Raw genomic sequence first — 14,393 nt, 5'->3', positions numbered from 1 at the left:
AAAATATACAAGAAAAAATAATGAAAAACAATAATATTTGAAATATAGACATATAAATATTTCAAAAAGTTGTTGCGAATATGAAAGATGAGGAGTACAATAATTTTGAAATATCATATATTAAATATTTCAAAAAATGAGGTGGAATTATGATTTCAGTTCAAAATGTCACAAAAAAATTTTCAAATGGAAAAGGTTTGTTTCATATTACATTTGAAGTGAAAGAAGGGGAAGTATTCGGTTACTTAGGACCAAATGGTGCCGGGAAATCCACAACAATTCGTAATTTAATGGGGTTTATAAAACCGACAGATGGTAAAGCGACAATTTTTGGATTGGATTGTTGGAATGAAGCAGCGAAAATTCAAAGAGAAGTTGGCTATCTACCAGGAGAAATCTCTTTTATTGAAGGAATGAACGGATTAGAGTTTTTGAAGTTAATGCAAGGAATGCGTGGGCTAAAGGATACGAAAAGACGAGATGAATTAATAGAACGTCTTCAATTTGATGTGAAAACACCAATTCGAAAAATGTCTAAAGGAATGAAGCAAAAAGTAGGGATTGTCGCTGCATTTATGCATGATCCAGAGGTGTTAATTTTAGATGAACCGACATCAGGACTTGATCCACTTATGCAGCAAGTGTTTATAGATTTAATAGTAGAGGAAAAGCAAAGAGGAAAAACAATTCTTATGTCTTCACATATTTTCACTGAGATTGAGCGTACATGTGACCGAGTAGCGATTATTAAAGATGGGCGCCTTGTAACGGTTGAAAATATTCATGATTTACAAAGTATGAGACGACAAGTGATAGATGTAACCGTATCATCAGAGGAAGAGATTAAATCTCTTACGCAATGTAATTTACAATTTGAAGCGGTAAAAGGTAGAGAGGCATCGATTATTGTACAAGGAAACTATCAAATTGTTTTACAAATACTTTCAAACTATAATGTAACAGCGCTTCAAACGAGAGCGATGGATTTAGAACATTTATTTATGCATTATTACGATAAGAAAGAAGGGGTAAAGCATGAATAAGCAATTGTTTTTAGCTAGTTTGAAAGAGACGCAAAAAAGTATTTTGAGTTACGCAACTGGTGCAGCTCTATATTTATGGTTGTTAATTTGGATATTCCCTTCAATGGTATCAGCGAAAGGTTTAAATGAATTAATAAGCGCTATGCCTGATAGTGTGAAAAAAATTGTTGGCATGGAAAGTCCGATTCAAAACGTAATGGATTTTTTAGCTGGTGAGTACTATAGTCTATTGTTTATTATCATATTAACAATTTTTTGCGTTACAGTTGCAACACATTTAATTGTCCGGCATGTAGATAAAGGGGCGATGGCATATTTATTAGCGACACCTGTATCTAGAGTGAAAATTGCAGTCACGCAAGCCTCTGTTCTCATATTAGGACTACTAATTATTGTAGTTGTTACGTATGTAGCGGGCATAGTAGGTGCGGAATGGTTTTTACAAGATAATAATTTAAATAAAGAATTATTCCTGAAGATAAATATAGTCGGAGGGCTCACATTTTTAGTCGTTAGTGCTTATTCATTTTTCTTTTCTTGTATATGTAATGATGAAAGAAAAGCACTTAGCTACTCAGCAAGTTTAACTATTTTATTTTTTGTACTAAATATGGTAGGTAAATTAAGTGATAAGTTAGAGTGGATGAAAAGTCTATCGTTATTTACACTGTTTCGTCCAAAAGAAATTGCGGAAGGAACGTATAATATATGGCCAGTAAGTATAGGTTTAGCTGCGGGAGCGCTTTGTATTTTTATAGTAGCGATTGTATTGTTTAAGAAGAGGGATTTACCGTTGTAGAGTAGAAAGTCCACTATATGAGTGGACTTTTTTTGATGAGGAGGAAACGAATGAGTTGCAGCTATATGTAAATGATGTAGAAAAGTCATTATTGTTCTATGAAGAAGTAATTGGTTTAAAGTTGTATAAACGAAATATGCATGCAGCACGTTTTAATTTCGACCAGTTTTCTTTATTACTAGTTAGTGATTCAAGATTGAATGAAAATCACTATTTTTACAATCGAAAAGAGATGAAGGGGAATGGCTTTGAACTAATTATTGTTGTCAATCGGATTGAAGAAGTATATGAACGTTGTAAAGAGAATCGGTGCACAATACAAGAAGAAATTCAAACTTATCCATGGGAGATGAGAGGATTTAAAATTGTGGATCCAGATGGGTATTTCCTTAGAATTACATCTAAGTAAAGGTAAACATGAAAAATGTTTACCTTTTTTTATGAAAATATTCAAAAAAATGAACCTTTTTCTAGGCTCATCCGTCTAATACATGTAAAGTTAAATTTGAAGTGAGGATGAAACAGGAGGAGCAATTGTGAAAGTAATCCCTTTATATAAAATGATTGTAAAAGAAGAAACCGATGTTTCTTTAGCGAAAAAAGGTGATCATGAAGCATTTATGAGGCTTATACATACAGAAAAAGTAAAGATGTATCGTATTGCAAAGGCTATGTTACGTGATGAGACAAATATAGAGGATGCGATACAAACAACAATTTTAAAAGCCTATGAAAATATAAAAAAATTAAAGAAAGAAGAGTTTTTTCAAACTTGGTTGATTCGAATTTTAATGAATGAATGTAATAACATTATTAGAACGTATAAAAAGATAATTGTGACAGAAGAGAATGATTACAATATGAGTGCGTGCGATCAGTATGAAGATATAGATTTGTGTAATGCGATTCAATCGTTACATGAAGAGTTAAGAGCTGTTACGGTGCTTTATTATTATGAAGATATGAATCAAGAGAGTATAGCGAAGCTTTTAGAAGTACCAAAAGGAACAGTGAAATCGAGATTGGCACGTGCGAGGGAACAACTACAGAAACGATTAAAGATGGAATAGGGGGTGCAAAGGATGGATAATGAAAAAATATTTGATGAGAAATTAAAAAAGAGAATAAAAGAAGAGAGTGTTATAGTGCCACCAGAGTTAAATGAAAAGATCAATTGTACACTACATAATCTCCCGGTAAAAAAGAAAGGTTACAGAGTTTATATGATGGCTATAAGTGCTGCGGTTCTAGCACTTTCAATTGTGTCTATGTCGGAGTTTTCTGATCAAATTTTTGCTCAAAACGGCGGAGTGTTTGAATATGTAAAGAAAAAGGCATTTTCTGATTACGAAAATGAAGAGGAAATAAAGGCGAATGCAAATTATCCGGATAAAGAAAAGATTCATGAAAAGATGCTAGATTCCATTGATCATTTTAATAATATTTCAGGACAATTTGAGGAATATTCTAGTTCGTCAAGAATTGCTACAACATACAAATATGCGATTGATACGGAGCAACAAAGAGGTATCTCTTCGAAAGAAGATAAACTAGTGAAAAAACGAACCATTATATATAACGAGGGCAAGAAAAAAGAGTTTGATGACGAGAAGTATACGTACAAAGAAACAAAATGGAGCCCGAAAGAAAGAAACTATGAACTATTAAAATTAAATCCTACGGAAAGGTTATTGAGAAAATCAGGTGAGAAAAAAAGGTATGATGATGAATATATAGGATTCGCGAAGTATAGTATTCAATCCGAATTTGCTGATCTATTAATTCGATATAAAGATTGGAATTATAAAGAAACGAAGTATCTTGGACTGGATTGCTACAAAATAGAAGGGACAATACATATAGAAACACCTGTAAGTACATCTGAAGATTTAAGAGGGAAATTTGAAATGGTTGTAGAGAAAAATACGGGGATTATGCTAAAGTTCCTTAGTTTCCACGAAGGTATGATTCAATATTCGATTACGACTGAATGGATACAAATAAACAAAGGGTTGAAAGAGAATGCATTTCAAAAGGATAGCTCTAAGTATGAAAAATTGAAAAATATATTAGATGAATAGAAAACGGAGGAAATGATATGGAGAATACCTCTTCTTCAAGAGAACAGAAAAATAAACGAAAATATAAAAAGACAACGATAATAAGTGTATTGTTAGCAATATTACTATTTTGCGGATTTGGATATGGTACTTACGTATATATGAAAACTTCTAATCTCGTACAAAAATCAAATGTTAATTTAGCACGTGGTGAAAAATCAAATTTACGTGAGGAAACTGTAAAACCGATTACGAATAATGTTTCACTTTTAATTATGGGAATTGATGAAAATCAAGAACGACAAAAGGAGTATAATGGTGCATTTCATACAGATGCACTACTGTTAGCTACTTTTAATAAAGATGATAAGACTGTGAAATTAACGAGTATACCACGTGATACATACACATATGTTCCGGTTGAAAAGAAAAAAGATAAAATAACGCATGCATATGGAAGTGGTTTCGTTAAAAATGGTAAAGATGGAGGGCCGCAAGCTTCAGTGGAAGCGGTAGAAAAGTTATTACAAGTGCCTGTTGATTATTTTGTAAAGTTTAATTTTAATTCATTTACTAAAATTGTTGATGGATTAGATGGGATTGAAGTAGATGTCCCAGTTGAATTTACGGAGCAAAATAGTAAAGATGAACCTGACGCGATCCATTTGAAAAAAGGACTACAAAAATTAACAGGGGAAGAAGCACTTGCCTTAGCAAGAACTCGCCATATTGATAGTGATGCAATGAGAGGACAGCGCCAACAACTTGTTATTGAGGCGATTTTAAGTAAATTAAAAAGTGTAGGATCAATTACGAAGCTAGAAAAAATAGTCGAGGCGGTTGATGGTGATTTTAAAACAAATTTAGCAATGGATGATATTTTATCTTTTTATAAATACGGTTTAAATTGTTCGATTGAAAAAATTCAATTAGCAGGTGATGATTTATACTTACCTAATGGTCCAAATGGGCAACGTGTATATTATTATAATCCTAATAAAAAAGATTTGCAGAGTTTGAGTAATACGCTTAGAACACATTTAGGATTAAGTGAAAAACAGATTGAGGAAAATTAAAGCAGATGTAATGTCTGCTTTTTTATTACGTTTAATAGTATGTACTTTATTCGTTAATGTTATATACTATTTTCAAATTTAAGATAATAGTGTAACATAAAATTGTAGTTTAAGTTACATAACAGGGGGGCTATTACATAGAATATATCATTAGCAATTATTGAAAAAGTATGGGAGAAATGAAAGAAGCAGGGGAGTATCAAAAATGAGAATCGTAAAGAATTTAACATTTCAAGTTATTGTGGCCATTATTTGTGGTATTGCAGTAGGAGCTATTTGGCCGAGTGTTGGACAAGAGATGAAGCCAATTGGTGAAACGTTCATCAATATGATTAAAATGGTTATTGCACCGATTATCTTTTTAACAATTGTGCTTGGTATTGCAAGCATGGGAAGTATGAAAAAGGTAGGTCGTGTTGGTGGTAAGGCATTATTATATTTTGAAATTGTTACAACTGCGGCTTTAATTATTGGTATCATCATAGCGAATGTTGTACGTCCCGGAGATGGATTAGATCCCTCAAAGCTAAAGGGCGGAGATGTTTCGCAATATGTACAAAGCGGGCAAGAAATGAAGTGGGTGGATTTCTTTTTACATATTGTACCGTCTAACATGTTTGAAGCATTTGCAAAAGGTGATATTTTACAAGTGCTGTTCTTCTCCATTTTATTCGGTGCTGGGTTAACGATGTTAGGGAAAAATGGACAACCGGTAATCGATTTTTTTGAAAGGTTATCGAAAGTATTTTTTAACATTTTATCAATTGTAATGAAATTAGCACCGATTGGAGCATTCGGCGGGATGGCGTTTACAATTGGCAAATATGGTTTAAGTACACTTATTCCACTTGGTAAATTAATGATTTGTGTATATGCGACAATGGCATTATTTGTTTTTATTGTTTTAAATTTTATTTGTAAACTGTACAAATTTAGTTTGTGGAAATATTTAGCTCACATTAAAGAAGAATTACTCATTGTTCTTGGGACATCATCATCAGAATCAGTATTACCGCGAATGATGACAAAGATGGAAGACTTCGGATGTTCGAAGCCGGTAGTAGGTTTAGTCATTCCGACGGGATACTCTTTTAATTTAGATGGAACGACAATTTATTTATCGATGGCTACTATATTTTTAGCACAAGTCTTTCACGTCGATCTTTCACTAGGTCAACAATTAACGATAATAGCTATTTTGTTAGTTACATCTAAAGGAGCAGCCGCAGTAACAGGTGGAGGCTTTATTGTACTAGCGTCTACTTTATCTGCGATGAATGTTATTCCATTAGAAGGGTTAGCGCTATTACTTGGTGTAGATCGTTTCATGTCAGAAGCACGTGCTATCGTCAATTTAATTGGTAACGGTATTGCGACTGTAGTTGTTGCAAAAAGTGAAAATGAATTTGATGAAGAGAAGTATACGAGAGTAATAGAGGAAATGAAAAAAGAGAAAATGGTCGGATAAAAAGTCAGCTTTGCTGACTTTTTTATTTTTGTAGAAAAGAGGTTTGTTACGATATACATTATTTATTAACAATAATTTACAGGTGTATTATAGTGGAAGGATATAAAGGTTATTAAATCAGTACATATAATTCAATGAGGTATAGTGTTTCGAAAGATTATGGAATTTTTATGAATATTACTGTAATAAAATAATTTTTTAAAAATTTTCAATAATAACACTTTACAAAACTCAAAAAATTAGTAGAATAATAGTTAATAAGAATCTTCTGATAAATATATAAAGAAAAACAGAATTATCAGAAAATTCTTAAATGAGAGCGTTTAGAATTAGGGAGGGTACAGAAAGTGAAAAAGAAAAAAATGAAAAAACTAACAGCAGTTGTAGCACCAGTTTTAGCAATGAGTATGGCATTAACAGCATGTTCTACATCAGGTGGAGATAAGAAGACAAGCACAAATTCTAGCTCAGGCGGAGATAGCAAATCAGAAGAAAAATTAGCAGCGAAACAAGTACTAAATCGTACTGAAACAAATGAGATTCCAACAATGGATACTTCTAAAAATACAGATACATTAGGTTCTCAAATTTTAGGGAACACGATGGAAGGTTTATATCGATTAGATAAAGATAACAAACCAATCCCAGCTGCGGCAGAATCAAGCACGAAGAGTGAGGATGGTAAAAAATATACATTCAAATTACGTAAAGATGCAAAATGGTCAAATGGTGATCCTGTAACAGCGAAAGATTTCGTATATGCATGGCAACGTTTACTAGATCCAAAAACAGCTGCTGAGTATGCATTTATCGCATTCCCAATTAAAAATGCAGAAGCGGTTAATAAAGGCGAAAAACCTGTAACGGAACTAGGAGTAAAGGCAGTAGACGATCTTACTTTAGAAGTTGAATTAGAACAAGCAGTGCCATACTTCTTAAACTTAGTAGCATTCCCATCGTACTATCCGTTAAATGAGAAATTTGTAACAGAAAAAGGGGATAAATTCGGTTTAGAGTCTGATACGACAGTATATAACGGACCGTTCGTTCTTACTGATTGGAAGCATGAGCAAGGCTGGAAACTAAAGAAAAACGATCAATATTGGGATAAAAAGACTGTAAAACTAGACGAAATTAACTATAGTGTAGTAAAAGAAGTAGCGACAAGAGTAAACTTATATGATACAAATGCAATTGACTTCGCGCTATTATCGGGTGAATTCGTTGATAAGTATAGAAACAATAAAGAAGAGTTTGGCACATACTCACAAGTAAGTACTTACTTCTTACGTATGAACCAAAAACGTGGCGGGCAAGATACACCGTTAAAGAGCCAAAAATTACGTGAAGCAATTGCATTATCAATTGATAAAAAGAATTTATCAAATGTTATTTTAAATGATGGATCTAAGCCTGCGGACTTCTTAGTACCAAAAGGATTAGCGACTGGACCAGACGGTAAAGACTTCCAAGAAACATTTAAAAATGGTATTAAACCAGATGCGAAAAAAGCAGCAGCTGCATGGGAAGAAGCGAAAAAAGAGCTTGGAAAAGACCAAGTTACAATTGAGTTATTAAACTATGACACTGGTAATGCGAAAAAAGTTGGGGAATATGTAAAAGATCAAATTGAGAAAAACTTAAAAGGTGTAACTGTTAATATTAAACTTCAACCATTCAAACAAAAACTGAAATTAGAAACAGAGCAAGATTATGATTTATCATATGCTGGTTGGGGACCTGACTACGCTGACCCAATGACATTCTTAGATATGTTCCAGTCTAATCATTCTCATAACCAAATGAGCTTCGCTGATCCGAAATATGATGATATGATCAAAAAAGCTGGCGGAGAATTAATGGGTGATGCGAAGAAACGTTGGGAAGAGCTAGGAAAAGCTGAGAAATTACTTCTTGAGCAAGATGTAGCACTTGTACCTTTATATCAACGTGGTGATGCATACGTTCAAAAACCAAATGCAAAAGGCATCGTTCACCATAACATTAGCCCAGAGTATAGCTTCAAGTGGGCATATATGACTGAAAAAGATGGGAAATAATTTTAAAGAATAATACTATCTTGAAGTGGATGCATACAAGTTTCTTAGCTTATTTTGTAGTAAGAATCTCGTTGTCCACGATAGAAAGATAAAATGATAGAGCATTCCAAAAGTAGACTATTGACTTTTGGAATGCTCTTTTATTATGAGATTAAATGTAAATGAACCGATAGATATAGATAATTTGTATAGTAACAACTGTGAAAAATGTCTTTTACTATTACAAAAAAATAATTTTTAGAATATTTTAAAAATAACTTTACAAAACCAGAAAAATTAGTAGAATATTAATTAATAAGAATTTTCTGATAACTAGTTATTAGAAAATCTCTCAAAATGAGTTTCGTACATATAATTGGGGAGGGTATAAAAATGAAGAAAAAGATGAAAAAGTTCACGGCAGTTGTAGCGCCAGTTTTAGCGATGAGTATGGCGTTGACAGCGTGTTCTGGATCTGGTGGGGAGAAGAAAACAACTACGACGTCTAGTGGTGGTGGGGAAGAGAAAAAATCTGAAATTAAATACGCAGCGAAACAAGTGTTAAATCGTACAGAGAATCAAGAAATTCCGACGATGGATACGTCTAAATCTACTGATACGTTAGGGTCACAAATTTTAGGGAATACAATGGAAGGATTATATCGTCTTGATAAAGATAATAAGCCAATCCCAGCTGCAGCGGAATCTAGTACGAAGAGCGAGGATGGCAAAAAATATACATTTAAATTACGGAAAGATGCAAAATGGTCAAATGGTGATCCAGTAACAGCGAAAGATTTTGTATTTGCATGGCAGCGCTTACTGGATAAAAATACAGCGTCAGAATACGCATTTATTGCTTACTATATTAAAAACGCAGAGGCAATTAATAAAGGTGAAAAGCCACTAACAGATTTAGGGGCAAAAGCGGTAGATGATTATACGCTAGAAGTAGAATTAGAAAAACCGGTGCCGTATTTCTTGAATTTAATGGCATTCCCATCGTACTATCCTTTAAATGAAAAGTTCGTAAAAGAAAAAGGAGATAAATTCGGTTTAGAAGCAGATACAACGTTGTATAACGGACCGTTCGTTATGGCTTCATGGAAACATGAACAAGGATGGCAGCTAAAGAAAAATGATAAGTATTGGGATAAGAAGACTGTGAAATTAGAAGAAATTAACTATAGTGTAGTAAAAGAAGTTGCGACGAAAGTAAACTTATATGATACAGGATCAATTGATTTCACACTATTATCAGGAGAATTTGTTGATAAATATAAATCGAACAAAGAAGAGTATGGTGAGTACTCAGAAGCAAGTACATTCTTCTTACGTTTAAATCAAAAACGTAATGGACAAGACACACCGTTAAAGAGTAAAAAACTACGGGAAGCAATCGCATTATCAATTGATAAAAAAGGTTTAGCAAACGTTATTTTAAATAACGGTTCAAAAGCAACAGATCAATTGGTTCCAAAAGGGCTTGCGACAGGACCTGATGGTAAAGATTACCAAGATACATTTAAAAATGGTCTGAAATATAACCCGAAAAAAGGTGCAGCAGCTTGGGAAGAAGCGAAAAAAGAGCTTGGTAAAGATCAAGTTACAATTGAATTACTAAGCTATGATGATGGAACAGCGAAAAAAATTGCTGACTACTTTAAAGATCAAATTGAGAAAAACTTAAAAGGTGTAACGGTTAATACGAAAATTCAGCCGTTCAAACAAAAACTAAAATTAGAATCGGCACAAGATTATGAAATTTCATTTGCTGGTTGGAGTCCGGACTATGCGGATCCAATGACATTTATTGATATGTTCGAATCGAAGAGCCCATATAACCAAATGAGTTATTCGAATCCAAAATATGATGAAATGGTGAAAAAAGCAGGGAATGAATTAATGTCTGATGCGAAGAAGCGTTGGGAAACGTTAGGGAAAGCAGAAAAATTATTACTTGAAGAAGATGCAGGAATGGTACCTTTATATCAAACAGGTAGAGCATATGTAATGAAACCGAATGTAAAAGGCATTGTGAAACATAACATTAGTCCAGAGTATAGCTTTAAGTGGGCTTATGTAACGGAAGGGAAATAATAAAAAGGAGCGTGTTAAAAGATAATTACCTTTAACACGCTCTTTTTCTATTAAATTAAATAGAGAAGAATAAGAAAAGTGGTACTGACATATAGTAGATGGGGGAGAATTCGTATAGTAGTAATAGTAAAATACTTAGTTACTATAAAAATAAAATAAGTGAAACTTCAAAAATGAGGATAATTAACAGGATGTTAATTAGTGAAAAGGTATTAATAACTAAGTTCATAGAAAAATCTCTCAAAGTTAGTTTCGTACATATAAATTGGGGAGGGTACAAAAATGAAGAAAAAGATGAAAAAGTTTACGTCGGTTGTAGCGCCAGTTTTAGCGATGAGTATGGCTTTAACAGCATGTTCTGGATCTTCTGGTGGGGAGAAAAAAACGACTACAACGTCTAATAATGGTGGGGAAGAGAAGAAATCTGATATTAAATATGCGGCAAAGCAAGTGTTAAATCGTACAGAAACGAATGAAATTCCGACGATGGATACTTCCAAAAATACAGATACACTTGGTTCACAAATTTTAGGGAATACAATGGAAGGTTTATATCGCTTGGATAAAGATAATAAGCCAATCCCAGCTGTAGCGGAATCTAGCACAAAAAGCGAGGATGGTAAAAAATATACATTTAAATTACGGAAAGATGCAAAATGGTCAAACGGGGATCCTGTAACAGCGAAAGATTTCGTATTTGCATGGCAACGTCTAGTAGATCCAAAAACAGCTGCTGAGTATGCATTTATTGCATACTATCTTAAAAATGCAGAAGCGATAAATCAAGGAAAAGGAGAAGTTTCGACATTAGGTGTAAAAGCGGTAGATGATTATACGCTTGAAGTAGAACTAGAAAGACCTGTACCATATTTCTTGAATTTAATGGCATTTGCTTCATACTATCCATTAAATGAAAAGTTTGTAAAGGAAAAAGGAAATAAATTTGGTTTAGAGTCTGATACAACGCTTTATAATGGTCCATTTGTGCTTACTGATTGGAAACATGAGCAAGGCTGGAAATTAAAGAAAAATGATCAGTATTGGGACAAAAAGACTGTAAAATTAGATGAAATTAACTATAGTGTAGTAAAAGAAGGGGCTACTCGAGTGAATTTATATGATACAGGTGCAATTGACTTCGCGCTTCTATCAGGTGAATTTGTTGATAAGTATAGAAATAATAAAGAAGAGTTTGGCGCATATTCGGAAACAAGTACGTTTTACTTACGTTTAAATCAAAAACGTGGTGGGCAAGATACACCATTAAAGAGCAAAAAACTACGTGAAGCAATTGCATTATCTATTGATAAGAAAGCTTTAACGAATGTTATTTTAAATGATGGTTCAAAACCAGTGGATTACTTAGTACCAAAAGGTTTAGCGAGTGGACCAGACGGTAAAGATTTTGCAGAAACGTTCAAGAATGGTTTAAAACAAGACTCCAAAAAGGCAGCGGCAGCCTGGGAAGAAGCGAAAAAAGAACTAGGAAAAGATCAAGTGACGATAGAGTTATTAAATTATGATACTGGTAATGCGAAAAAAGTTGGGGAGTATGTAAAAGATCAAGTTGAAAAAAACCTAAAAGGCGTGACAGTAAATATTAAACTGCAACCATTTAAGCAAAAACTAAAATTAGAATCAGACCAAGATTATGATTTTTCATATGGTGGCTGGAATCCAGATTATGCGGATCCAATGACATATCTTGATATGTTTGAAACAAAAAATTCGCAAAACCAGATGAGCTACTCAAATTCAAAATATGATGACATTATTAATAAAAGTAAGACAGAATGGATGGCTGATGCAAAAAAACGTTGGACAGAGTTAGGGAAGGCTGAAAAAATATTACTTGAAGACGATGTAGCGCTTGTACCATTATATCAAAATGCTAGATGATATGTAATGAAACCAAATATAAAGGGAATCGTGAAACATAATATTAGTCCGGAATATAGTTTCAAATGGGCGTATGTAGAAGAGAAATAAAAAAGATAAGAGCATTTTCAAGTTGCGGTATTAGAGCACTTGAAAATGCTTTTTCTATGCACTTTTATTTCTTCCTTGAATATATAAAATGAAAAAGGGAGAATCCCATGAAACGAAACACATACATCGATTTCTTAGCTTATTACGGAATAGGGAGTGCTCATCCAGGTGGTTTTACGTTAACAAAACAATTGCTAGCACAACTGCCCCTTAGACAGGGAGCGAATGTCCTAGAGATAGGTTGCGGCACGGGAAAAACCGCAGCATATATGGCAAAAAATTTTGGATATAAAGTAACAGCGGTGGAAAAGAATGAAATTATGATTCAAAAGGCGAAAGATAGATGGTCGTTTGAAGGATTAGATATACAATTAATTGAAGAAAATGTAGAGAATTTACCGTGTTTGAATAACTCATTTGAATTGGTACTCGGAGAATCGATACTTGCTTTTACAGAGAAAGAAAGGGTTATTTCGGAGTGCTATCGTGTACTACAGAAAGACGGTAAGCTTGTTGTCATTGAAATGATTATTGATAGGCATATTGATAAGGGTGAGGAAGAGAAAATCGCTCAATTATACGGGATGAAAGAGCTATTAACTGAGAGTGAGTGGGTACAATTATTTCAGAAAGCAAATTTTAAGCGGGTTACTATTGCTGGCGGTGGTACAATTGCAGAAACAATCACTGCTTATATAGAAGAGCCGGAATGGAATGTATCACAATTTATTCCGAATGAGTTATATGAGGCATGGGTGCAACATGAAAATATAAGGCTTATGTACCAACACATTTTAGGGCATCGTATTTTTATATGTGAAAAATGAAGAAAAAGAGTTGGCTAAAAATAGTCAACTCTTTACTTATATTAAATGAAAAATAATGCAGCTAATGTAATTCCGAAGATAAAACCAAATCCGAGTTCAACACCCCAGCCGCAACCGCCGCCCCAGCCACAACCGCCGCCATCACAATTACCACAACCTCGACCACCACAACCGCAACCACTGAATCCACCGCCGCAACCGAATCCACAGCTGTCACATCTACTAAGGCCACCGCAAAGGTCACAGCCACCGTTTGCATATGCGTCATAGTATCCGAAGCCTGTATCAAAAGATGAATGCTGTTGCATGGGCTCAATCCATACGGAATCTTTTGTCACATCGATTATTTTACCTAAATGAATACGACCATCAATGTCTTCAATTCGCACAACTTTACCGAAATAACGTCGGCACGTATCATAACATTTTTGTCTATGCATGTTTCTTCTCCTTCCGCATTACAGTAATACGATATGTAAAGGGGACAAGTGCGGCTTGTACGAATGCCCTATCTATCATAATTGTTATAGGAAAGGGGAAATATAGGAAGAGGATATATAAGGAGGAAAAGGCATGAAATCTACAGATCAGTTTCAGACATACGAAGTATCATGGGAAGAGTTTATTGAAGCATTGCGAGAGGAAATGAAGAAACAAGTAGGGACAGATATTATTGATACAGTAGTTTGCAATTTAGAAGACGGTTTTGAAGTGTATACATATGTGCAAGGGGATTTGGATTTTGAATATAAGGAAGCGCTGGAAAGGAAATACGGGAGCGATGCAAAAACTCCTAATGTGCTAACGATTATGTTATTAGCTAGTATTTATAGTACAAGTGAAGAGAATATACGTTTGCATGCGGATCATAAAGATAATCCGATTGTTGAAGTGTATGTGAAGCAATAAATCAAACTTTTTGTTATGTGTTTTTAAAATAAAAAGTAGGAAAAGTCTGTTTTAAGTGTAGAGCTTAAACAGGCTTTTTTTAC

Annotated in this window: 12 protein-coding genes and 1 pseudogene; 12 read left to right on the top strand and 1 reads right to left on the bottom strand. The window is 33.8% G+C overall.

Annotated elements, in window-relative coordinates:
- Positions 1-149 precede the first annotated feature (149 nt).
- From EGX95_RS16260 to EGX95_RS16210, 11 genes and pseudogenes are all read left to right on the top strand, one after another.
- A complete protein-coding gene (locus EGX95_RS16260; RefSeq protein WP_000626590.1) occupies positions 150-1,043 on the top strand; it encodes an ABC transporter ATP-binding protein in 894 nt (297 codons plus the stop codon).
- Positions 1,036-1,842, top strand: a complete 807-nt coding sequence (locus tag EGX95_RS16255) for an ABC transporter permease subunit (RefSeq protein WP_001041456.1) — start codon at positions 1,036-1,038, stop codon at positions 1,840-1,842. Before EGX95_RS16260 ends, EGX95_RS16255 begins: the two co-directional genes overlap by 8 nt.
- 55 nt (positions 1,843-1,897) lie before the next feature.
- Positions 1,898-2,251 (top strand): VOC family protein, encoded by a 354-nt coding sequence (locus EGX95_RS16250; RefSeq protein WP_001177812.1) that lies wholly within the window; start codon positions 1,898-1,900, stop codon positions 2,249-2,251.
- 127 nt (positions 2,252-2,378) lie between these two features.
- Complete coding sequence (locus tag EGX95_RS16245; RefSeq protein WP_000864742.1) at positions 2,379-2,912, top strand: sigma-70 family RNA polymerase sigma factor; 534 nt, start codon at positions 2,379-2,381, stop codon at positions 2,910-2,912.
- Between the two features lie 12 nt (positions 2,913-2,924).
- Positions 2,925-3,923, top strand: a complete 999-nt coding sequence (locus EGX95_RS16240; RefSeq protein ID WP_000368231.1) for a hypothetical protein — start codon at positions 2,925-2,927, stop codon at positions 3,921-3,923.
- Between the two features lie 17 nt (positions 3,924-3,940).
- The gene (locus EGX95_RS16235) at positions 3,941-4,978 is read left to right on the top strand and encodes an LCP family protein (RefSeq protein WP_000432319.1); all 1,038 of its coding nucleotides are present in this window, start codon (positions 3,941-3,943) and stop codon (positions 4,976-4,978) included.
- Positions 4,979-5,183: 205 nt separating this feature from the next.
- Positions 5,184-6,446, top strand: coding sequence for a dicarboxylate/amino acid:cation symporter (locus tag EGX95_RS16230; protein ID WP_001223614.1), 1,263 nt, complete (start codon positions 5,184-5,186; stop codon positions 6,444-6,446).
- Positions 6,447-6,793: 347 nt separating this feature from the next.
- Positions 6,794-8,506 (top strand): peptide ABC transporter substrate-binding protein, encoded by a 1,713-nt coding sequence (locus EGX95_RS16225; protein ID WP_000727524.1) that lies wholly within the window; start codon positions 6,794-6,796, stop codon positions 8,504-8,506.
- Positions 8,507-8,878: 372 nt separating this feature from the next.
- Positions 8,879-10,585, top strand: coding sequence for a peptide ABC transporter substrate-binding protein (locus tag EGX95_RS16220; protein ID WP_000728459.1), 1,707 nt, complete (start codon positions 8,879-8,881; stop codon positions 10,583-10,585).
- Between the two features lie 282 nt (positions 10,586-10,867).
- Positions 10,868-12,574, top strand: a pseudogene (locus EGX95_RS16215) (peptide ABC transporter substrate-binding protein).
- A 107-nt stretch (positions 12,575-12,681) separates the two neighbouring features.
- Entirely contained in the window at positions 12,682-13,401 is a 720-nt protein-coding gene (locus EGX95_RS16210; protein ID WP_000828280.1) for a class I SAM-dependent methyltransferase, read from the top strand.
- Positions 13,402-13,442: 41 nt separating this feature from the next.
- Here the strand turns inward: EGX95_RS16210 and EGX95_RS16205 are convergent, their stop codons facing one another.
- Complete coding sequence (locus EGX95_RS16205) at positions 13,443-13,841, bottom strand: hypothetical protein (protein WP_000554981.1); 399 nt, start codon at positions 13,839-13,841, stop codon at positions 13,443-13,445.
- 133 nt (positions 13,842-13,974) lie between these two features.
- On the opposite strand from EGX95_RS16205, the gene EGX95_RS16195 reads away from it, so the two are divergent.
- A complete protein-coding gene (locus EGX95_RS16195; protein WP_000842920.1) occupies positions 13,975-14,310 on the top strand; it encodes a hypothetical protein in 336 nt (111 codons plus the stop codon).
- The last annotated feature ends 83 nt before the right edge of the window (positions 14,311-14,393 follow it).

Origin of the sequence: Bacillus sp. FDAARGOS_527 (assembly GCF_003812125.1) — a bacterium.
GTDB lineage: Bacteria > Bacillota > Bacilli > Bacillales > Bacillaceae_G > Bacillus_A > Bacillus_A paranthracis.
The sequence above is the reverse complement of the archived record's forward strand: the minus strand, read 5'-3'. Positions and strand labels throughout refer to the sequence as shown.

Coding starts and splice junctions, on each gene's coding strand:
- EGX95_RS16260 (WP_000626590.1), top strand. CDS start 150: ATGATTTCAGTTCAAAATGTCACAAAAAAATTTTCAAATGGAAAAGGT.
- EGX95_RS16255 (WP_001041456.1), top strand. CDS start 1,036: ATGAATAAGCAATTGTTTTTAGCTAGTTTGAAAGAGACGCAAAAAAGT.
- EGX95_RS16240 (WP_000368231.1), top strand. CDS start 2,925: ATGGATAATGAAAAAATATTTGATGAGAAATTAAAAAAGAGAATAAAA.
- EGX95_RS16235 (WP_000432319.1), top strand. CDS start 3,941: ATGGAGAATACCTCTTCTTCAAGAGAACAGAAAAATAAACGAAAATAT.
- EGX95_RS16230 (WP_001223614.1), top strand. CDS start 5,184: ATGAGAATCGTAAAGAATTTAACATTTCAAGTTATTGTGGCCATTATT.
- EGX95_RS16220 (WP_000728459.1), top strand. CDS start 8,879: ATGAAGAAAAAGATGAAAAAGTTCACGGCAGTTGTAGCGCCAGTTTTA.
- EGX95_RS16210 (WP_000828280.1), top strand. CDS start 12,682: ATGAAACGAAACACATACATCGATTTCTTAGCTTATTACGGAATAGGG.
- EGX95_RS16205 (WP_000554981.1), bottom strand. CDS start 13,841: ATGCATAGACAAAAATGTTATGATACGTGCCGACGTTATTTCGGTAAA.
- EGX95_RS16195 (WP_000842920.1), top strand. CDS start 13,975: ATGAAATCTACAGATCAGTTTCAGACATACGAAGTATCATGGGAAGAG.